Annotated in this window: 18 protein-coding genes; 14 read left to right on the forward strand and 4 right to left on the reverse strand. The window is 57.5% G+C overall.

What is annotated here, in order from left to right; genetic code table 11:
• Window positions 1-19: 19 nt before the first annotated feature.
• The 4 genes from ACA074_RS05670 to map form a co-directional block, all read right to left on the reverse strand.
• Entirely contained in the window at window positions 20-775 is a 756-nt protein-coding gene (locus tag ACA074_RS05670; RefSeq protein ID WP_497678588.1) for a M12 family metallopeptidase, read from the reverse strand.
• Between the two features lie 224 nt (window positions 776-999).
• A complete protein-coding gene (gene dapC, locus ACA074_RS05675; protein ID WP_489880862.1) occupies window positions 1,000-2,196 on the reverse strand; it encodes a succinyldiaminopimelate transaminase in 1,197 nt (398 codons plus the stop codon).
• Between the two features lie 44 nt (window positions 2,197-2,240).
• Entirely contained in the window at window positions 2,241-4,943 is a 2,703-nt protein-coding gene (locus tag ACA074_RS05680) for a [protein-PII] uridylyltransferase (RefSeq protein WP_489880863.1), read from the reverse strand.
• A gap of 40 nt (window positions 4,944-4,983) precedes the next feature.
• A complete protein-coding gene (gene map, locus ACA074_RS05685) occupies window positions 4,984-5,766 on the reverse strand; it encodes a type I methionyl aminopeptidase (protein WP_187679158.1) in 783 nt (260 codons plus the stop codon).
• Window positions 5,767-6,139: 373 nt separating this feature from the next.
• Here map and rpsB point away from each other — a divergent pair, with 373 nt between their 5' ends.
• The 14 genes from rpsB to lpxB all read left to right on the forward strand — a co-directional run bounded on the left by rpsB (window position 6,140) and on the right by lpxB (window position 20,119).
• Window positions 6,140-6,877 (forward strand): 30S ribosomal protein S2, encoded by a 738-nt coding sequence (gene rpsB / locus ACA074_RS05690; RefSeq protein ID WP_187679157.1) that lies wholly within the window; start codon window positions 6,140-6,142, stop codon window positions 6,875-6,877.
• A 192-nt stretch (window positions 6,878-7,069) separates the two neighbouring features.
• Window positions 7,070-7,933: a translation elongation factor Ts gene (gene tsf / locus ACA074_RS05695; RefSeq protein WP_497658759.1), complete on the forward strand. Its 864-nt coding sequence runs from the start codon at window positions 7,070-7,072 to the stop codon at window positions 7,931-7,933.
• A 207-nt stretch (window positions 7,934-8,140) separates the two neighbouring features.
• Window positions 8,141-8,884: a UMP kinase gene (pyrH, locus tag ACA074_RS05700; RefSeq protein WP_003222124.1), complete on the forward strand. Its 744-nt coding sequence runs from the start codon at window positions 8,141-8,143 to the stop codon at window positions 8,882-8,884.
• Entirely contained in the window at window positions 8,881-9,438 is a 558-nt protein-coding gene (frr, locus tag ACA074_RS05705) for a ribosome recycling factor (RefSeq protein WP_187679155.1), read from the forward strand. Before pyrH ends, frr begins: the two co-directional genes overlap by 4 nt.
• A 14-nt stretch (window positions 9,439-9,452) precedes the next feature.
• Window positions 9,453-10,208, forward strand: a complete 756-nt coding sequence (gene uppS / locus ACA074_RS05710; protein ID WP_103303033.1) for a polyprenyl diphosphate synthase — start codon at window positions 9,453-9,455, stop codon at window positions 10,206-10,208.
• Window positions 10,208-11,014, forward strand: a complete 807-nt coding sequence (locus ACA074_RS05715; RefSeq protein WP_187679154.1) for a phosphatidate cytidylyltransferase — start codon at window positions 10,208-10,210, stop codon at window positions 11,012-11,014. The genes uppS and ACA074_RS05715 overlap by 1 nt, the downstream gene beginning before the upstream one ends.
• The gene (gene ispC / locus ACA074_RS05720) at window positions 11,011-12,201 is read left to right on the forward strand and encodes a 1-deoxy-D-xylulose-5-phosphate reductoisomerase (protein ID WP_489880865.1); all 1,191 of its coding nucleotides are present in this window, start codon (window positions 11,011-11,013) and stop codon (window positions 12,199-12,201) included. Before ACA074_RS05715 ends, ispC begins: the two co-directional genes overlap by 4 nt.
• 54 nt (window positions 12,202-12,255) lie before the next feature.
• Complete coding sequence (rseP, locus tag ACA074_RS05725) at window positions 12,256-13,608, forward strand: sigma E protease regulator RseP (protein WP_187679152.1); 1,353 nt, start codon at window positions 12,256-12,258, stop codon at window positions 13,606-13,608.
• A 74-nt stretch (window positions 13,609-13,682) separates the two neighbouring features.
• Window positions 13,683-16,058: an outer membrane protein assembly factor BamA gene (bamA, locus tag ACA074_RS05730; protein WP_187679151.1), complete on the forward strand. Its 2,376-nt coding sequence runs from the start codon at window positions 13,683-13,685 to the stop codon at window positions 16,056-16,058.
• Window positions 16,059-16,103: 45 nt separating this feature from the next.
• Window positions 16,104-16,607: an OmpH/Skp family outer membrane protein gene (locus ACA074_RS05735; RefSeq protein WP_042557882.1), complete on the forward strand. Its 504-nt coding sequence runs from the start codon at window positions 16,104-16,106 to the stop codon at window positions 16,605-16,607.
• 3 nt (window positions 16,608-16,610) lie between these two features.
• On the forward strand, window positions 16,611-17,666 hold the full coding sequence (lpxD, locus tag ACA074_RS05740) for a UDP-3-O-(3-hydroxymyristoyl)glucosamine N-acyltransferase (RefSeq protein WP_497678589.1): 1,056 nt from the start codon (window positions 16,611-16,613) through the stop codon (window positions 17,664-17,666).
• Between the two features lie 106 nt (window positions 17,667-17,772).
• Entirely contained in the window at window positions 17,773-18,213 is a 441-nt protein-coding gene (gene fabZ, locus ACA074_RS05745) for a 3-hydroxyacyl-ACP dehydratase FabZ (RefSeq protein ID WP_003222142.1), read from the forward strand.
• A complete protein-coding gene (gene lpxA, locus ACA074_RS05750; RefSeq protein WP_187679149.1) occupies window positions 18,210-18,986 on the forward strand; it encodes an acyl-ACP--UDP-N-acetylglucosamine O-acyltransferase in 777 nt (258 codons plus the stop codon). Before fabZ ends, lpxA begins: the two co-directional genes overlap by 4 nt.
• A gap of 2 nt (window positions 18,987-18,988) precedes the next feature.
• Entirely contained in the window at window positions 18,989-20,119 is a 1,131-nt protein-coding gene (gene lpxB / locus ACA074_RS05755; protein ID WP_497616665.1) for a lipid-A-disaccharide synthase, read from the forward strand.
• Window positions 20,120-20,126: the final 7 nt, after the last annotated feature.

Consider the following 20,126-nt stretch of genomic DNA (forward strand, 5'->3'; position numbering starts at 1 on the left):
ACTGTTCCTGACGGTCGTTTCATGGGGTCTCGCAGGAGCCGCCGTCGGGGATATTGATTGGGTAGTAATACGCGACGATTTTTTTGTCTTTGCTGCTGATTTCTGTATTCATCGCCACTTCGAATTTTCCATCGGTGAGTTCCTTTTCGACCGGGTAATGCATGATGGAAGTTGTATCGTAGTCGGTGACGGCGACTTGCTCGGTAATCGGCGTAAAGATGTTCAGGTCCACGCTTTTTTTATTCATGCCCCATTTCTCTGCGTATTCTTTATAGACTTTGGGTTTGTCCCAGGGGATGTTTGCGTCGGGGTGTAAGTGTTCATGATGTAAGCCCAGGGCATGGCCGAACTCGTGCAATACAACTGTGCGAAAATCCAAGTCTCCGGGCCGCGCGGCGATGAACATGGTCGGTTTGTTTGCGTCTATGGTAAGTGCGTCGGTACCGATTTGAGAGGCATTATCAGCAGTATCGGTTTTTATCCTGATTATTCCATCTTTACTGTCGATGAAACTAAAGGTAAGGCTGACATAGTCAGCCCACTCCCAAATATGTCTTTTTATCGCCTCTTTCAGCGCGGCGGGAGGCTGGTCCATGAATGAAATGGTCAGGTGGCGATCAGGCTTCCAGCACTTTGCCAGGATTGCAGTTGCGCGCGGAGACAGGCCGGAGTTGGAGGCGTGTGAAGTATTCTTGGGGTTTTCATTGATGGCTGCTCGGAAACTGGCAACTGGATCAGTTATTTCAAGTTTCAGGCAGGGTTTCGAGTTGAGCATGTTCAATTCCTTTTGATGTATGTAGTTGTCCCGTGTCCGGGCATGGATTTTAGTTGTTTGGGTTTTAAGTTTGCTGGTCAGGCAACTGGTTTTTATTTAGTTGTTGTTTTTGCGCTGATCAAGTTATTTTCTTGGCAACGGAAGGTAAAGTGTGGTGTTGTAAGTTGGCGTTTCTTTATTGTCTGATTACCGTGCCAGATTGCCTGGCACGGTATGTGTGAGTATTACTTCCGGGTAACGAACGCGCGAATTCGTTCTGCGGCTTCTACGCATTCGGCCAAGGGGGCGACCAACGCCATCCGCACGCGACCAGCACCCGGATTGACGCCATCTACGTCGCGGGACAAGTACGAGCCCGGCACCACGGTGACGTGTTCTTCGGCGAACAGGTCGCGGCAGAAAGCTGCGTCGTCGCCTTCAACATTCGGCCACAAGTAGAAGCTGCCGTCGGGGCGCTGCACGTCCATCACCGGGCTGAGGATTTCCAGCACTGCATCGAACTTCTCGCGATACAGCGCGCGGTTGGCACGCACGTGTACTTCGTCGTTCCACGCGGCGACGCTGGCCAACTGGGTTTGTACCGGCATCGCGCAACCGTGGTAGGTGCGATACAGCAGGAAGCCCTTGAGAATGTCTGCATCACCGGCAACGAAACCCGAACGCAATCCCGGCAGGTTGGAGCGCTTGGACAGACTGTGGAAAACCACGCAGCGTTTGAAGTCTTTGCGGCCCAGTTCAACGCAGGCAGTGAGCAGACCCGGCGGCGGGGTCTGTTCGTCGAAGTACAACTCGCTGTAGCACTCGTCGGCGGCAATGACGAAGTCGTATTCGTCGGCCAGGGCGATGAGCTTTTTCAGGGTGTCGACCGGGATCAGCGCGCCGGTCGGGTTACCCGGCGAGCACAGAAACAGGATCTGGCAGCGCTTCCAGATATCTGGCGAAACTGCATCGAAATCAGGGTTGAAGCCGTTTTCATCCAGGCACGGCAGGTAATGCGGCTTGGCCCCCGCGAGGAACGCGGCGCCTTCGTAGATCTGATAGAACGGGTTCGGGCTGACCACCAGCGCATCGTCCCCACGGTTGACCACGGTCTGGGTGAACGCGAATAACGCTTCGCGTGTGCCGTTGACCGGCAGCACGTTACGGGCCGGGTCGATCCAGCCGCTCGGTACGCCAAAGCGGCGCTCGCACCAGCCAGCGATGGCTTCGCGCAGGGCGGGAATGCCAAGGGTGGTCGGGTATACCGCCATCTGATCCAGACTGTTTGCCAGCGCCTCGGCGACAAAGCTTGGGGAGCGGTGTTTCGGCTCACCGATCGACAGGGCGATCGGGCGCTTGTCCGGGTTCGGCGTGACGGTACCGAGCAGGGCGCGGAGTTTCTCGAACGGGTAGGGCTGGAGCTGGTTCAGAGCGTTGTTCATTTGTACGGGGTCTCATTGCAAAGCAGGTTAATCCGGGCGCGCAGTCAGATACTGATGCGCGAAAGCTTGATATCGGGTTCCTGATTGACGCTCAGTTGCTCGACGATCGCATCCTGCAAACGGCTGCACAGCAGGGGATCGGACAGCGGCTGGTTGTGCGCGTCGGTGATGAAGAACACGTCCTCCACCCGTTCGCCCAGGGTCGCAATCTTGGCGTTCTGCAGCGACAGGTCGAACTCCAGGAAAATTCCGCCGATCCGCGCCAACAGGCCTGGACGGTCGGGTGCGGTCAGTTCCAGAACCGTCACCGGACGCTGGGCGTCGTTGTGAATCGTCACTTGTGGCGCAAAGGCAAAATGCTTGAGCTGGCGCGGCACTCGGCGCTGAATGATCGTCGGGTAGTCGTCGGGGTTGCGCAGGGCTTCGGTCAGGCCCTCGCGGATCTGCTTGATCCGTGCCGGGTTGTCGCCGATGGATTCACCGTCGTTGTCGAGCACGATGTAGGTATCGAGGGTGAACTGGCTGCTGGACGTGATGACCCGAGCATCGTGAATGTTCAAGTTGAGCTGATCCATTGCCGCCACAGTCACAGCGAAGAAGTCGTGCTGATCCGGTGCATAAATGAAGATCTGCGTACCGCCCTCGAATTCACGCTGGGTGGTTTCCTTGATCAACACCAACGGCCCGCCATCGGCTGGCTGCTGGAGTATGGCGTCGCTGTGCCAGGCTACATCGCCGGCTGTGTGACGCAGGAAGTAGTCATCGCCCAACTGCCCCCACAACTGCTCGACGTCGTCTGGATCGGTGCCGCCGCGCACAAGAATGTCCAGCGCTGCACTTTGGGTCTGGCGGATCTGCTCTTCGCGATCCACCGGGTTTTCCAGGCCGCGGCGCAAGGCGCGTTTGGTCTCGGTGTAGAGCTGGCGCAAGAGGCTGGCGCGCCAGGAATTCCACAGCGTCGGGTTCGTCGCGTTGATGTCGGCCACAGTCAGCACGTACAGGTAGTCGAGGCGGGTTTCATCGCCGACCGCCTGGGCAAAATCGTGGATTACCTGCGGGTCGGACAAGTCCTTGCGCTGGGCGGTGGTCGACATCACCAGATGGTTTTGCACCAGCCAGACGATCAGGCGGCTGTCCCACACCGGCAACTGATGGCGCTGGCAGAACGCCTCGGCATCGACCGCGCCGATCTCCGAGTGATCGCCATGCCGGCCCTTGCCAATGTCGTGGTACAGGCCGGCGAGGTAGATCAGCTCGGGTTTGGGCAACTTGCCCATAAGCTTGCTGGCCAGCGGGAATTTTTCCGACACCTGGGTGTACTGCAACTTGCGCAGGTGTTTGATCAGGTTCAGGGTGTGCGCGTCGACCGTATAGATGTGAAACAGGTCATGTTGCATCTGCCCGACGATAAAGCCGAACTCCGGCAGATAGCGCCCGAGAATGCCGTAACGGTTCATCCGGCGCAGGTTGCGGTGGATGCCGATCTTGCACTTGAACAGCTCGATAAACAGGCTCGTGTTGCGGATGTCGTTGCGGAAGTTGTCGTCGATCAGGTGCCGGTGCTCGCGCAGCAGACGAATGGTATCGGCGCGTACGCCTTTGATTTCCGGCTGCTGAGCCATCAGCACGAAAATCTCGAGCATGGCAAACGGCGTGCGGCGGAACACGTTGTCGTTGCGTGCTTCGATATAGCCGTCGTGCAACTGGAAGCGCGAGTTGATCGGATGGGGCGGCGCTTCGTCTTCCGGGGCGAGGATGACTTCCTCGAAATGCTGGATGATCAGGTCGCTGAGCTGGGCGATGCTCATCACCACGCGAAAGTACTGCTGCATGAAGTTTTCGACAGCCTGCTTGGCGTCGTCGCCTTCAAAACCGAGTAGCCCGGCAATGGTGCGTTGATGATCGAACAACAAGCGGTCTTCGGAGCGGCCAGCGAGCATGTGCAGGGCGTAGCGCACTTTCCAGAGGAATTCCTGGGAGGAGGCGAGCAGGGCGTTTTCGCTCTCGACCAAAAAGCCTTCGCCGGCAAGGGCGCGCAGGTTCAGGGTGCCGTATTGACGACGGGCAACCCACAGAATCGTCTGAATATCCCGTAGCCCGCCGGGCGAGCCTTTGACGTTGGGCTCCAGGTTGTATTCGGTGTCGTTGTACTTGTGGTGGCGAGCCTTCTGCTCGGCGCGTTTGGCCAGGAAGAACTCCTTGGCCGGCCACATGTGGGCGGTGCTGGTAACGTCGAGCATGCGTTGGCGCAAACGCTCGGGGCCACAGATGGTGCGGCTTTCCATGAGGTTGGTGACGACGGTCAGATCGGCGCGCGCTTCTTGGGCACACTCATCTACCGAACGAACGCTCTGACCGACTTCCAGGCCGATATCCCACAGCAAGGTGAGAAAACGCTCGATGGAATCGCGGAAAACTTCGTGATCGGCACTGTCCAGCAGGATCAGCAAATCGATGTCGGAGTAGGGGTGCAATTCACCACGGCCATAACCGCCGACCGCGACCAGCGCGATGTCGGCGTCTTCGCTCCAGTTGAACTGCTCCCAGGCCTTTTGCAGGATGTTGTCGACGAACCAGGCGCGGTCTTCGATCAGCCGGCGTATATCGCGGCCGCTGCGAAAGCGCGCATCGAGCACTTCGCGGGCCTGGCGGATCGCCTTCTTGAACGCCGCGATGGGGCTCGCTTTCAGGGCCAGTTCAGCCTGGAACTGGCCGCGGTCGAAGAGTTCGGGATCCACCTGCGGCATCGATTGGCTTTCCTTCTATAGGCTGGGAGCGTTTTTGGGATCAGGCCGAGACGCGGGGAATGGTGTCGTCGGCGCGCAAGGTGAAGATCTCGTAGCCGGTGTCGGTGACCAGCAAAGTGTGTTCCCACTGGGCCGAGAGCTTGCGGTCCTTGGTGATCGCGGTCCAGCCGTCGCCCAATACTTTGGTGTCGGCCTTGCCCTGGTTGATCATCGGCTCGATGGTGAAGGTCATGCCGGCCTTCAGTTCCATGCCGGTGCCAGCGCGGCCGTAGTGCAGGATCTGCGGCTCTTCGTGGAACACCTTGCCGATGCCGTGGCCGCAGAACTCGCGAACCACCGAGAAGCCGTTCTTTTCTGCGTGCTTCTGGATGACTTCACCGATGTCGCCCAGACGGCAGCCAGGTTTGACGATCTCGATCGCCTTGTACATGCATTCCTGAGTGATCTGCGACAGGCGCTCGGCCCAGACCGGCACTTCGCCGACATGGAACATGCGGCTGGTATCGCCGTGGTAACCGTCCTTGATCACCGTGACGTCAATGTTCAGGGTGTCGCCGTTTTTCAGCGGTTTGTCGTTCGGGATGCCGTGGCAGACCACGTGGTTGATCGAGGTGCAGATCGACTTCGGGTAGCCCTTGTAGTTGAGCGGGGCAGGGATGGCCTGCTGCTCGTTGACGATATAGTCGTGGCAGATCTGGTTCAGTTGATCGGTGGTGACACCTGGTTTTACATGTTCGGCAATCATTTCCAGCACATCGGCGGCCAGTTTGCCGGCGACACGCATGCCAGCGATGTCCTCGGGGGTTTTGAGGTTGACGGTCATACAGGCTCTCTCTGCGCTCGGCGGCGCTTGCTGATACGGATAGGGCGGCAGGTGTTCGTTTTGCGACCCTGAAAAACGCGATTCTAACAGACGAAAGGAGCAAATCCGCGCCTGCCTGCATCGCTTCTCTCTATACAATGGTGCGCGCCGGGTCGATTCCAAGGGGGCTGCGCCCATGTCCTTGGTGTGATTACAGATTTCGGGTTCCGTTTCTGCGCACCCTGTGGTATAAAATGCGCCGCTTTCCGGGGATACCCCGAAAAGCTTAAATCCACACACGTGTCGACACGATGACCTGGGTGCTTTTGGCTTTAAGCCACTGGTTGGTCATTGGGATACGTGGAGGCCAAACCCGACTTATTAAGGAACTATCATGTCCCAAGTCAATATGCGCGATATGCTGAAGGCCGGTGTGCACTTCGGTCACCAAACCCGTTACTGGAACCCGAAAATGGGTAAGTACATTTTCGGCGCGCGTAACAAGATTCACATCATCAACCTTGAAAAAACCCTGCCAATGTTCAACGAAGCTCTGACTTTCGTAGAGCGTCTGGCCCAGGGCAAAAACAAGATTCTGTTCGTCGGCACCAAGCGTTCCGCTGGCAAGATCGTTGCTGAAGAAGCAGCACGTTGCGGTTCGCCGTACGTCGATCACCGCTGGTTGGGCGGCATGCTGACCAACTTCAAAACCATTCGTGCTTCCATCAAGCGTCTGCGTGACCTTGAAGTTCAGGCCGAAGACGGTACTTTCGCCAAGCTGACCAAGAAAGAAGCGCTGATGCGCACTCGTGATCTTGAGAAGCTGGATCGTTCGCTGGGCGGCATCAAGGACATGGGCGGTCTGCCAGACGCACTGTTCGTGATCGACGTTGACCACGAGCGCATCGCGATCACCGAAGCCAACAAGCTGGGCATCCCGGTTATCGGCGTTGTCGATACCAACAGCAGCCCGGAAGGCGTTGACTACATCATCCCAGGCAACGATGACGCAATCCGCGCTATCCAGCTGTACATGGGTTCGATGGCTGACGCAGTTATCCGTGGTCGCAACAATGTTTCCGGCGGCACTGTAGAATTCGCAGCTGAAGAAACTCAGGCTGCAGCTGAGTAATTGACGCCCTGGCGTTGACTCAGTAAGCAAAAAGGGGGCTTGGCCCCCTTTTTGCCACCTCGAAAACCATTTGTTAACAGCGCAGCTACAGCATCTGTAACGTGCAGCGGCTAACAAGGGTGATTCGGGAAGAATTGAACGCCCGTTCGATCGGGTGGAATGGTTGAAAACCTATCCAAGAGGAATTTGAAAATGGCAGAGATTACTGCAGCGTTGGTTAAAGAACTGCGTGAGCGTACTGGCGAAGGCATGATGGATTGCAAAAAGGCCTTGACCAAGGCCGGCGGCGACATCGAAAAAGCCATCGACGACATGCGTGCTTCGGGCGCGATCAAGGCCGCCAAGAAAGCCGGCAACGTCGCTGCTGAAGGCGCGATCGCTCTGGTTGAAGACGGCAAGTCTGCTGTTCTGCTGGAAGTGAACTCGCAGACCGACTTCCTGGCTCTGCAAGACGACTTCAAGGCATTCGTTGCTGCCAGCGTCAAGAAAGCATTCGACGAGAAGCTCACTACCGTTGAGCCTCTGATTGAATCGCAGGAAGCTGATCGCCTGGTACTGGTCGGCAAGGTTGGCGAAAACGTCAACATCCGTCGCCTGACTCGCGTTGAAGGTGATGTTGTTGGTGGTTACCTGCACGGCAACAAAATCGGCGTAGCTGTTGTTCTGAAAGGCGGTGACGTTGAGCTGGCCAAAGACATCGCGATGCACGTAGCGGCAAGCAACCCTGAGTTCCTGCTGCCATCGGAAGTTTCGGCTGAAGCTATCGAGCGCGAGAAAGCTGTGTTCCTGCAGCTGAACGAAGAAAAAATCAAAGGCAAGCCAGAAAACATTGTTGAAAATATGGTCAAAGGCCGTATCAGCAAGTTCCTGGCAGAAGCAAGCCTGGTTGAGCAGGCGTTCGTCAAGAACCCTGAAATCAAGGTTGGCGAGCTGGCCAAGAAAGCGGGTGCTGAAATCGTTTCCTTCACCTACTTCAAAGTAGGCGAAGGCATCGAGAAGCCGGTCGACAACTTCGCTGAAGAAGTTGCTGCCCAGCTGGCTGCCGCCAAGCAATAAGACAGTTTTCAACTGTCGCCCGAAAGAGGCTGCCCGCTCACGCGCGCAGCCTCTTTTCAGATGGGGTAGCCAATTTTTATTGGTTTCCACTTGGAACTGACTTACAAAGCCATGTTCCGATGGCGCTGAAGCAGCGCCAAGCTAGAGTGAACGCCAGCTGTAAACAGCTCGCAAAGAAATTTAAATACGCCGCAGGAGAGATTCGCAATGGCTCAGCAGGGCAGTGGTTATCAGGCTCGCTATAAACGCATTCTACTCAAGCTTAGCGGCGAGGCCCTGATGGGGTCGGAAGAGTTCGGGATCGATCCAAAGGTACTGGATCGCATGGCGCTGGAAGTCGGCCAATTGGTCGGCATCGGCGTACAGGTCGGTCTGGTGATCGGCGGTGGCAATCTTTTCCGTGGCGAAGCCTTGAGCAAAGCCGGTATGGATCGGGTGACAGGCGACCACATGGGCATGCTGGCCACTGTGATGAACGCTCTGGCCATGCGCGACGCGCTGGAGCGTGCCAATATCTCAGCCATCGTGATGTCGGCCATTTCCATGGTTGGCGTGACCGATCACTATGATCGCCGCAAAGCCATGCGCCATCTGAACTCCAAAGATGTCGTGATTTTCGCGGCCGGTACCGGCAATCCGTTCTTCACCACGGATTCGGCAGCCTGCCTGCGTGCAATCGAAATCGATGCCGATGTTGTGCTCAAGGCGACCAAGGTCGATGGCGTCTACACCGCAGATCCGTTCAAAGACCCGCATGCCGAGAAGTTCGATCATCTGACATATGATGAAGTGCTGGATCGCAAGCTGGGTGTAATGGATCTGACTGCTATTTGCCTGTGCCGCGACCACAAGATGCCGCTGCGCGTATTCAACATGAACAAGCCTGGTGCCCTGCTGAACATCGTTCACGGCGGCGCAGAAGGAACCCTGATCGAGGAAGGCCAACAATGATCAATGAAATCAAGAAAGACGCTCAAGAGCGCATGCAGAAGTCCCTGGATTCCCTGTCCCATGCATTCGGTCAGATTCGCACCGGCAAGGCACACCCAAGCATCCTGGGCAGCGTGATGGTGCCGTACTACGGCGCAGACACCTCCATCACCCAAGTAGCCAATATCACTGTAAAAGACTCGCGCACCCTGCAAGTCGTGGCGTTTGAGCGCAACATGCTCGCGGCAGTCGACAAGGCAATCCAGAGTGCCGGCCTGAACCTCAACCCGACCAACCTGGGCGAGTTGCTGCTGATCTCCATGCCTGCCCTGACCGAAGAAACCCGTAAGGGGTTTACCAAGCAGGCGCGCAGTGCAGCTGAAGACGCTCGTGTTGCCGTGCGCAACATTCGTCGTGATGCCTTGGGTGAGCTGAAGAAGCTGGTCAAGGACAAGGAAATCAGCGAAGACGAAGAGCGTCGTGCTGCTGCGGACATTCAGAAGCTGACTGACAAGGCTGAGGCTGATATCGACGCAGCCACCAAGCAAAAAGAAGCGGACTTGATGGCCGTATAAGGGTCGAGCTTTTAATGGACAAGACCAAGCAGACTGCGCCGTCCGCGGTGCCGCGCCATGTCGCGATCATCATGGATGGCAACAATCGCTGGGCGAAAAAACGCTTTATGCCGGGTGTCGCCGGGCATAAAGCGGGCGTTGATGCTGTACGGGCTGTAATCGAGGTGTGCGCTGAGGCCAAGGTTGAGGTACTGACCCTTTTCGCCTTTTCCAGTGAAAACTGGCAGCGTCCGGCCGATGAGGTCAGCGCCTTGATGGATCTGTTCTTCAAGGCGTTACGTCGTGAGGCCAAGCGTCTCAACGATAACAACATCAGCCTGCGCATCATTGGCGATCGCTCGCGCTTTCATCCGGAGCTTCAAACCGCGATGCGCGAAGCCGAGGCGATGACTGCGGGCGCCAACCGTTTTATCCTGCAGATCGCCGCCAACTACGGCGGTCAGTGGGATATCGCGCAAGCCGCGCAGCGCCTGGCGCGTGAAGTTCAGGCCGGGCATCTGCGCCCGGAAGACATCACCCCTGATCTGCTGCAAACCTGTCTGGCGACCGGCGATTTGCCGTTGCCGGATCTGTGCATCCGTACCGGTGGCGAGCACCGCATCAGTAACTTCCTGCTGTGGCAACTGGCATACGCCGAGTTGTACTTCTCCGACCTGTTCTGGCCGGACTTCAAACACGATGCCATGCGCAATGCGCTGGCCGATTTCGCTTCGCGCCAACGTCGTTTCGGTAAAACGAGCGAACAGGTTGAAGCTGGAGCCCGGGTTTAATGCTTAAACAACGAATCATCACTGCGCTGATCCTGCTGCCGATTGCCCTGTGTGGGTTTTTCCTGCTCCAGGGTTCCGGTTTTGCGCTGTTCATCGGTCTGGTCGTAAGTCTGGGTGCCTGGGAATGGGCGCGTCTGGCCGGCTTCACCGCGCAATCGTTTCGCGTCGGTTTTGCTGCCGTCGTCGCGTTGATGTTGTTCGTCATGTATGTGCTGCCCGGTCTTGCGCCTTGGGTGCTGGGTGCTTCGGTACTTTGGTGGGCGGTCGCGACGTATCTGGTGCTGACCTATCCGAAGTCCAGCGAGCATTGGTCCAGTGCCGCCACCAAACTGGTGATCGGTCTATTGATCCTGCTGCCGGCCTGGCAAGGTCTGGTGCAGATCAAGCAGTACCCGTTGGGTAACTGGCTGATCATGGCGGTGATGGTATTGGTCTGGGGTGCCGATATTGGTGCCTACTTCTCTGGTCGTGCATTCGGCAAGCGCAAGCTGGCCCCTCAAGTCAGCCCGGGTAAAAGCTGGGAAGGTGTGTACGGTGGTCTGGCGCTGAGTCTGGTGATTACCGCCATTGTCGGTCTGGTGCGTGACTGGACGGTAGCTGAATTGCTCAAGGGCTTGATGGGTGCTGCGCTGATCGTGTTCATCTCTGTTGTGGGTGACCTGACCGAAAGCATGTTCAAGCGTCAGTCCGGTATCAAGGACAGCAGCAACCTGCTGCCGGGTCATGGCGGCGTGCTCGATCGCATCGATAGCCTGACAGCGGCCATTCCAGTCTTCGCCGTATTGCTGTGGATGGCTGCACCGTGAGCCGTCCGCAACAGATTACCGTTCTGGGTGCGACAGGCTCGATTGGTCTGAGCACCCTCGATGTCATTGCGCGCCATCCAGAGCGATATCAGGTTTTCGCGTTGAGCGGGTTTACGCGTCTGAGTGAGCTGTTGGCCTTGTGCGTGCGTCATGTACCGCAATTTGCCGTGGTGCCGGAAGTCGCCGCAGCACGTGGTCTGCAGGATGATTTGCGCGCCGCCGGTTTACCGACCCGCGTGCTGGTGGGGGAGGAGGGCCTGTGTCAGGTCGCTTCTGCTCCGGAAGTTGACGCAGTCATGGCGGCCATTGTTGGTGCGGCTGGTCTGCGTCCGACTTTGGCTGCCGTTGAAGCGGGCAAGAAGATCCTCCTGGCAAATAAAGAGGCGCTGGTGATGTCCGGCGCCTTGTTCATGCAGGCGGTACGCAAAAGCGGTTCGGTGCTGCTGCCGATCGACAGCGAACACAACGCGATTTTCCAATGCATGCCGCAGGATTTCGCTCGTGGTTTGAGCAGTGTCGGTGTCCGTCGGATTTTACTCACAGCCTCTGGTGGCCCGTTCCGACAGACGCCCGTGAGTGAATTGGCGAATGTTTCACCTGATCAGGCGTGCGCGCATCCAAACTGGTCCATGGGGCGCAAGATTTCAGTCGATTCGGCCAGCATGATGAATAAAGGTCTCGAGTTGATCGAGGCCTGCTGGTTGTTTGATGCAAAACCTTCGCAGGTCGAAGTGGTGATTCACCCGCAGAGCGTGATTCACTCTCTGGTCGATTATGTCGATGGCTCGGTGCTCGCACAGTTGGGTAATCCTGACATGCGCACGCCAATCGCCAATGCACTGGCCTGGCCGGAGCGCATCGACTCCGGTGTGGCACCGTTGGACCTGTTTGCGATCGCGCGTCTGGACTTCGAGGCGCCCGATGAAGAGCGCTTCCCATGTCTGCGTCTCGCACGGCAAGCTGCCGAGGCAGGCGACAGTGCACCAGCGATGCTCAATGCAGCGAACGAAGTAGCGGTGGCAGCGTTTCTCGACGGACGGGTTCGTTACCTGGAAATCGCGAGTATCATCGAGGAGGTCTTGAACCTCGAATCAGTTGTGGCGCTGGATGATCTCGATGCCGTGTTCACGGCAGACGCCAAAGCGCGAGTCCTGGCCGAGCAATGGCTAAAACGTCACGCTCGATAGATTTTGCAACACAATGGCTATAAGCGGCACTGAACAGGATTGCGGAGAAAGTAGATGAGCGCGCTCTATATGATTGCCGGCACCCTGATCGCCTTGGGTGTGCTGGTCACCTTTCACGAATTCGGCCACTTCTGGGTCGCGCGTCGCTGTGGCGTCAAGGTTCTGCGCTTTTCCGTAGGCTTCGGCATGCCGCTGCTGCGCTGGCACGACAAGCAAGGCACTGAATTTGTTGTGGCTGCAATTCCGCTGGGTGGCTACGTCAAGATGCTCGACGAGCGCGAAGGCGAGGTGCCGGTCGATCAGTTGGATCAGTCGTTCAATCGCAAGTCCGTTCGTCAGCGTATCGCTATTGTAGCGGCCGGCCCTGTTGCCAACTTCCTGTTGGCCCTGGTGTTCTTCTGGGTGCTGGCGATGCTCGGTAGCGAGCAGGTCCGCCCGGTCATCGGTGCGGTAGAGTCCGGCAGTATCGCCGCCAAGGCTGGTTTGGGTGCGGGTCAGGAGATCGTCGCGATTGATGGCGAGCCAACGACCGGTTGGGCGGCTGTCAATTTGCAGCTGGTACGTCGACTCGGTGAAAGCGGTTCGTTGCAGTTGCTGATGCGCGAGCAGGGCACTACCGTTGATTCGCCACGTGAGCTGGTGCTGGATAACTGGCTCAAGGGCGCAGATGAGCCTGATCCGATTCGCTCTTTGGGTATTCGTCCTTGGCGTCCGGCCTTGCCGCCGGTGCTAGCCGAACTTGATCCAAAAGGCCCGGCTCAGGCTGCCGGCCTGAAAACCGGTGATCGTCTGCTGGCGCTCGACGGCCAGGCGCTCAACGACTGGCAGCAAGTGGTCGATACCGTTCGTACGCGTCCTGATACCAAAATCGTGCTGCGTGTCGAGCGTGATGGTGCTTCAATCGATGTCCCTGTGACCTTGGCTGCGCGCGGTGAAAGCAAGTCGCCAAGCGGTTATCTGGGTGCGGGTGTAAAAGCTGTCGACTGGCCACCGGAGATGATCCGCGAAGTCAGTTATGGGCCGTTGGCCGCGATTGGCGAGGGCGCCCGTCGTACTTGGACCATGAGCATTCTCACGCTGGATTCACTGAAGAAAATGCTGTTCGGCGAGCTCTCGGTAAAAAACTTGAGTGGACCGATAACCATTGCTAAAGTGGCGGGCGCTTCTGCCCAGTCGGGCGTCGCTGATTTCTTGAATTTCCTTGCTTATCTGAGTATTAGCCTGGGAGTTCTGAATTTGCTGCCCATTCCTGTACTGGATGGGGGGCATTTGTTGTTTTATCTGATCGAGTGGGCGCGTGGTCGTCCCTTGTCGGATCGGGTGCAAGGTTGGGGGATACAGATCGGTATCAGTTTGGTGGTCGGGGTGATGTTGCTTGCTCTGGTCAACGATCTGGGTCGACTGTAAAGCTTCGCTGAATTGCGAATCTGCCGCATTTTGCGGCAGTTTGTTTATTGCCAGTTGGAATAAGAAAGGACTTCATGAAACGTCTGCTGCTAACTGCGGTTCTCACCGTATTGATGATCGCCGAAGTTCACGCCGAGTCCTTCACTATCTCTGATATTCGCGTCAATGGCCTCCAGCGGGTCTCCGCGGGTAGTGTCTTTGGTGCCTTGCCGTTGAACGTCGGTGAGCAGGCGGATGATCGTCGCCTGGTGGAATCCACTCGTGCGTTGTTCAAAACCGGTTTCTTTCAAGATATCCAGCTGGGCCGCGAAGGCAACGTTCTGGTCATCACGGTTGTCGAGCGTCCGTCGGTCGCCAGTATCGAGATCGAAGGCAACAAAGCGATCTCCACTGAAGACCTGATGAAAGGCTTGAAACAATCCGGTCTGTCCGAAGGCGAGATCTTCCAGCGCGCCACCCTCGAAGGTGTTCGTAACGAACTGCAACGTCAGTACGTCGCGCAGGGTCGCTATTCGGCTACGGTCGATACCGAGGTGGTATCGCAGCCGCGTAACCGTGTTGGTCTGAAAGTGAAGATCAACGAAGGCACCGTTGCGGCCATTCAGCACATCAACGTGGTGGGCAACACGGTTTTCCCCGAGGAAGACCTGACCGACCTGTTCGAACTGAAAACCACCAACTGGCTGTCGTTCTTCAAGAACGATGACAAATACGCCCGTGAAAAGCTTTCCGGTGACCTGGAGCGTCTGCGCTCCTACTACCTGGATCGCGGCTATATCAACATGGATATCGCTTCGACCCAGGTGTCCATCACCCCGGACAAGAAGCATGTCTATATCACCGTCAACGTGACCGAAGGTGAAAAGTACACCGTTCGTGACGTCAAACTCAGCGGTGACCTGAAAGTCCCTGAAGATCAAGTCAAGTCCTTGCTGCTGGTGCAGAAAGGCCAGGTGTTCTCGCGCAAGCTGATGACCACCACATCTGAATTGATCACCCGTCGTCTGGGTAACGAGGGTTACACCTTCGCCAACGTCAACGGCGTGCCTCAGCCGCACGATGATGATCACACCGTGGACATCCTGTTCGCTGTCGACCCGGGCAAGCGCGCCTACGTCAACCGCATCAACTTCCGTGGCAACACCAAGTCCGAAGACGAAGTGCTGCGTCGCGAAATGCGTCAGATGGAAGGTGGCTGGGCTTCGACCTACCTGATCGACCAGTCCAAGACCCGTCTTGAGCGTCTGGGCTTCTTTAAAGAAGTGAACGTCGAGACTCCGGCTGTTCCAGGTGTCGACGACCAGGTGGATGTGAACTACAGCGTTGAAGAGCAGGCTTCCGGTTCGATTACCGCCAGTGTCGGTTTCGCCCAGAGTGCCGGTCTGATCCTCGGTGGTTCGATCACCCAGAACAACTTCCTCGGTACCGGTAACCGCGTCAGCGTTGGCCTGACCCGCAGCGAATACCAGAGCCGCTACAACTTCGGCTACGTTGACCCCTACTGGACCGCCGATGGCGTGAGCCTGGGTTACAACGCGTTCTATCGCACCACTGACTATGATGAACTCGACGCGGATATCTCGAGCTACGCAGTAGACAGTCTGGGTGTAGGCGCTAACGTTGGTTACCCGATCAGTGAGACTTCGCGTCTGACCTTCGGCCTGTCTGCTCAGCAGGACAAGATCAATACCGGTAAATACACCGTTGACGAGATTTTCGACTTCGTTAACAAGGAAGGCGATCAGTACCTGAACTTCAAGGCGTCGGCCGGCTGGTCCGAATCGACGTTGAACAAAGGCGTACTGCCAACCCGTGGTCGTTCCCAGAGCCTGACCCTGGAAACCACCATCCCGGGCAGCGACCTGTCTTTCTACAAACTTGACTACCGTGGTCAGCTGTTCCAGCCGATCAGCGAAAACTACACTCTGCGCCTGCACACCGAGCTGGGTTATGGCGATGGTTATGGTTCCACAGACGGCTTGCCGTTCTATGAAAACTACTATGCTGGTGGTTTCAACTCGGTACGTGGCTTCAAGGACAGTACGCTGGGCCCGCGCAGTACCCCGAGTCGTGGCACGAATCCGGGCACCATTGCTGACCCGGACCAGGATCCACTGCCGTTCGGTGGCAACGTCCTGATCCAGGGCGGTGTTGAGGTGCTGTTCCCACTGCCGTTCGTCAAGGATCAGCGCTCCCTGCGTACCTCGGTATTCTGGGATGTGGGTAACGTTTTCGACTCGCAGTGCAAGGACACCACCAACGCCAACGGCTCGTCGTCGAACACCAAGTGCAACGACATCAGTCTGAGCAACATGGCCAGTTCCGTCGGTGTAGGCGTGACCTGGGTCACCGCGCTGGGTCCTCTGAGCTTCGCGTTGGCAATGCCGATCAAGAAACCGGATGAAGCTGAAACTCAAGTGTTCCAATTCTCCCTCGGCCAGACGTTCTAAGCGTCTGACCCAAGATAACGACAATGGATTTTGTAGGGGTGCATCGTGCGTAAGTTGACTCAATTGGTTCTTCTGGCCTCCGTACTGGTGGCAGGTCCGGCGTTCGCCGACATGAAAATCGCTGTTCTGAACTATCAGATGGCACTGCTGGAATCCGACGCGGCGAAGAAATACGCCGTGGATGCCGAGAAGAAGTTCGGTCCGCAACTGACCAAGCTGAAGACGCTGGAAAGCAGCGCCAAAGGCATTCAGGATCGTCTGATGGCCGGTGGCGACAAGATGCAGCAAGGTGAGCGCGAGCGTCTGGAGCTGGAATTCAAGCAAAAGGCCCGTGACTTCCAGTTCCAGTCCAAGGAACTCAACGAAGCCAAAGCCGTTGCCGACCGCGAAATGCTCAAGCAGCTGAAGCCGAAACTGGATGGCGCAGTGGAAGAAGTCATCAAGAAAGGTGGTTTTGACCTGGTGTTCGAGCGTGGCGCAGTGATTGATGTCAAACCTCAGTACGACATCACGCGCCAGGTTATCGAGCGCATGAATCAGCTGAAGTAACCCATGACCGTGACTATCAAGCTCGGCCAGTTGGCCGAGTTCCTCGGCGCCACCCTGCGTGGCGACCCGGAGAAGAAAATTACTGGGCTAGCCACTTTGCAAGAGGCTGGCCCAGCTCAGTTGAGCTTTCTGGCAAATCCTCAATATCGCAAATACCTCCCGGGTTCGCAGGCTGCAGCCTTGCTGCTCAAGGAAGCGGATGCCGAAGGTTTTGCCGGTAATGCATTGGTGGTGCCGGATCCTTACCTGGCCTATGCGCGTATCTCTCACTTGTTCGATCCCAAGCCAAAAGCCACTGCGGGGATTCATCCCTCGGCGGTAATTGCTGCCGATGCGGTGGTTGATCCAAGCGCCAGCATCGGTCCTTTCGTGGTGATCGAGGCCGGTGCGCGGATTGGAGCGCAAGTCACGCTCGGCGCCCATTGTGTGGTCGGTGCGCGCAGCGAAATCGGTGAGGGCGGCTGGCTTGCTCCACGGGTGACGCTGTATCACGATGTGCGCATCGGCAAGCGTGTGGTTATCCAGTCCGGTGCCGTACTCGGTGGGGAAGGCTTCGGCTTTGCCAACGAAAAAGGTATCTGGCAGAAAATCGCCCAGATCGGTGGCGTGACCATCGGCGACGATGTGGAGATTGGCGTGAATACCGCCATCGACCGCGGTGCGTTGGCCGATACCGTGATCGGCAATGGCGTTAAGCTCGACAACCAGATCCAGATCGCCCACAACGTCCAGGTCGGTGATCACACCGCCATGGCTGCGTGCGTCGGGATCTCCGGCAGCACCAAAATCGGCAAGCATTGCATGCTCGCTGGCGGTGTCGGTCTGGTCGGGCACATTGATATTTGCGACAACGTTTTCCTGACCGGGATGACCATGGTGACCCACTCGATTACCGAGCCGGGTGCCTATTCTTCCGGCACAGCCATGCAACCGGCTGCCGAATGGCGCAAAAGCGCGGCACGCATCCGTCAGCTCGATGACATCGCGCGACGTTTGAAACAGCTGGAAAAGCGCGTAGGGGAAGTGACCCCTGACGGCAATGCTTCATCAGATGGCTGATACCATTTCCATATCAAGTGTGCACAGCCTCTAGACTGCCTCCTTGATTTGCTAGAGGAGTGCGCGTCAGTCGCGCTCCCAATCTTTACATAGGCTTCCCCCCGAAATGATGGACATCAACGAGATTCGCGAATACCTGCCTCACCGTTACCCGTTCCTGCTGGTGGACCGGGTGGTGGAACTGGACACTGAAGGCAAGCGCATTCGCGCCTACAAGAATGTCAGCATCAATGAACCCTTCTTCAATGGTCACTTCCCTGCGCACCCAATCATGCCGGGCGTGCTGATCATCGAAGCGATGGCTCAGGCTGCCGGGATCCTCGGTTTCAAAATGCTCGACGTCAAACCGGCCGACGGCACCCTGTATTACTTCGTCGGTTCCGACAAGCTGCGTTTCCGCCAGCCAGTGTTGCCGGGCGATCAGTTGATCCTCGAAGCCAAGTTCATCAGCTGCAAGCGCCAGATCTGGAAATTCGAATGCCAGGCTTCGGTCGACGGCAAGCCAGTCTGCTCTGCTGAAATCATCTGTGCGGAACGCAAGCTATGAGTTTGATTGACCCTCGCGCAATCATCGATCCGTCGGCCGTTCTGGCTGACGGCGTCGAGGTCGGCCCGTGGTCGATCATCGGCGCAGGTGTGGAAATCGGCGAGGGTACCGTAATCGGGCCGCATGTGATCCTCAAAGGCCCGACCCGCATCGGCAAGCAGAATCGCATCTACCAGTTCTCCTCGGTAGGCGAAGACACGCCCGATCTGAAATACAAAGGTGAAGAAACTCGTCTGGTGATCGGTGACCACAACGTCATCCGTGAAGGCGTGACGATTCACCGTGGCACCGTGCAGGACCGTTCGGAAACCACGCTGGGCGATCACAACCTGATCATGGCTTACGCCCACATCGGTCACGACAGCGTCATCGGCAACAACTGCATCCTGGTCAACAACACCGCGTTGGCTGGCCATGTGCATGTCGAAGACTGGGCGATCCTCTCCGGTTTCACCCTGGTGCATCAGTACTGTCACATCGGCGCCCACAGCTTTTCCGGTATGGGCACGGCAATCGGTAAAGACGTTCCGGCGTTTGTCACCGTGTTTGGCAATCCGGCTGAAGCGCGCAGCATGAACTTCGAAGGCATGCGCCGTCGTGGTTTCAGCGAAGACGCTATCCACGCACTGCGTCGCGCCTACAAGACTGTGTATCGCCAAGGCCTGACGGTCGAGCAGGCACTGGCCGAACTGGCTGAACCTGCTGCTCAGTTCCCGGAAGTCGCGGTGTTCCGTGATTCGATCCAGTCGTCGACTCGCGGCATCACCCGCTGATCATGGCGAGTCTGCGTATTGCGCTGGTAGCGGGTGAGGCTTCCGGTGACATTCTGGGCGCCGGTCTCATGCGCGCCCTAAAGGCACAGCATCCGGCAGTCGAATTTATCGGTGTCGGTGGACCGTTGATGCAGGCCGAAGGCCTGACCTCCTACTTCCCCATGGAACGCTTGTCGGTCATGGGGCTGGTGGAGGTGCTTGGTCGGTTGCGCGAGTTGCTCAAGCGCCGCAAGGAACTCATCGCCACGCTGATCGCCGAAAAGCCTGACGTGTTCATCGGCATCGATGCGCCGGACTTCAACCTCAATATCGAACTCAAGCTGCGTCAGGCCGGGATCAAGACCGTGCATTACGTCAGCCCGTCGGTGTGGGCGTGGCGGCAGAAGCGCGTGTTGAAGATTCGCGAAGGCTGCGACCTGATGTTGACGCTGCTGCCGTTCGAAGCAAAATTTTACGAAGAGAAAGGCGTGCCGGTTCGGTTCGTCGGTCACACGCTGGCCGATACCATTCCGCTGGAGGCTGATCGCGCTGCTGCACGTGCCGAGTTGGGTCTGCCCGACGGCCCGCTGGTGGCATTGATGCCCGGTAGCCGTGGTGGCGAAGTCGCCCGTCTGGGGGCGCTTTTCCTCGATACCGCCGAGCGTTTGCGTGCCATGCGCCCCGGGTTGCGTTTCGTCATACCTTGCGCCAATGCAGAACGCCGCATGCAACTTGAAGAGTTGCTCGCGGGCCGCGATTTGCCAGTGACCTTGCTCGACGGCAAGTCTCATCTGGCCCTGGCCGCGTGCAATGCGGTGTTGATCGCCTCCGGTACGGCGACCCTTGAAGCCTTGCTGTACAAGCGGCCGATGGTGGTGGCCTATCGTCTGGCCCCGCTGACGTTCTGGATTCTCAAGCGCATGGTCAAGAGCCCGTACGTGTCTCTGCCGAACCTGCTGGCCCAGCGCCTGCTGGTTCCGGAACTGTTGCAGGATGATGCGACAGTCGAGGCATTGGCACAGACCCTTTCGCCCCTGATCGAGGGCGGTGAAGAGCAGACTCGCGGCTTCGACGAAATCCATCGCACGCTGCGGCTGGACGCTTCCAATCAGGCGGCGGATGCCGTCCTCAACCTGATCGGTCAAACACGATGAGCAAAAA

This window comes from Pseudomonas sp. LBUM1655, assembly GCF_059716085.1.

What these genes read in the sequence shown, in the direction of transcription:
- lpxB (WP_497616665.1), top strand. Translation starts at nt 18,989, where the DNA reads ATGGCGAGTCTGCGTATTGCGCTGGTAGCGGGTGAGGCTTCCGGTGAC.
- rpsB (WP_187679157.1), top strand. Translation starts at nt 6,140, where the DNA reads ATGTCCCAAGTCAATATGCGCGATATGCTGAAGGCCGGTGTGCACTTC.
- map (WP_187679158.1), bottom strand. Translation starts at nt 5,766, where the DNA reads ATGACCGTCAACCTCAAAACCCCCGAGGACATCGCTGGCATGCGTGTC.
- pyrH (WP_003222124.1), top strand. Translation starts at nt 8,141, where the DNA reads ATGGCTCAGCAGGGCAGTGGTTATCAGGCTCGCTATAAACGCATTCTA.
- fabZ (WP_003222142.1), top strand. Translation starts at nt 17,773, where the DNA reads ATGATGGACATCAACGAGATTCGCGAATACCTGCCTCACCGTTACCCG.
- rseP (WP_187679152.1), top strand. Translation starts at nt 12,256, where the DNA reads ATGAGCGCGCTCTATATGATTGCCGGCACCCTGATCGCCTTGGGTGTG.
- lpxA (WP_187679149.1), top strand. Translation starts at nt 18,210, where the DNA reads ATGAGTTTGATTGACCCTCGCGCAATCATCGATCCGTCGGCCGTTCTG.
- ACA074_RS05715 (WP_187679154.1), top strand. Translation starts at nt 10,208, where the DNA reads ATGCTTAAACAACGAATCATCACTGCGCTGATCCTGCTGCCGATTGCC.
- tsf (WP_497658759.1), top strand. Translation starts at nt 7,070, where the DNA reads ATGGCAGAGATTACTGCAGCGTTGGTTAAAGAACTGCGTGAGCGTACT.
- lpxD (WP_497678589.1), top strand. Translation starts at nt 16,611, where the DNA reads ATGACCGTGACTATCAAGCTCGGCCAGTTGGCCGAGTTCCTCGGCGCC.
- ACA074_RS05680 (WP_489880863.1), bottom strand. Translation starts at nt 4,943, where the DNA reads ATGCCGCAGGTGGATCCCGAACTCTTCGACCGCGGCCAGTTCCAGGCT.
- ACA074_RS05670 (WP_497678588.1), bottom strand. Translation starts at nt 775, where the DNA reads ATGCTCAACTCGAAACCCTGCCTGAAACTTGAAATAACTGATCCAGTT.
- dapC (WP_489880862.1), bottom strand. Translation starts at nt 2,196, where the DNA reads ATGAACAACGCTCTGAACCAGCTCCAGCCCTACCCGTTCGAGAAACTC.
- uppS (WP_103303033.1), top strand. Translation starts at nt 9,453, where the DNA reads ATGGACAAGACCAAGCAGACTGCGCCGTCCGCGGTGCCGCGCCATGTC.
- bamA (WP_187679151.1), top strand. Translation starts at nt 13,683, where the DNA reads ATGAAACGTCTGCTGCTAACTGCGGTTCTCACCGTATTGATGATCGCC.
- frr (WP_187679155.1), top strand. Translation starts at nt 8,881, where the DNA reads ATGATCAATGAAATCAAGAAAGACGCTCAAGAGCGCATGCAGAAGTCC.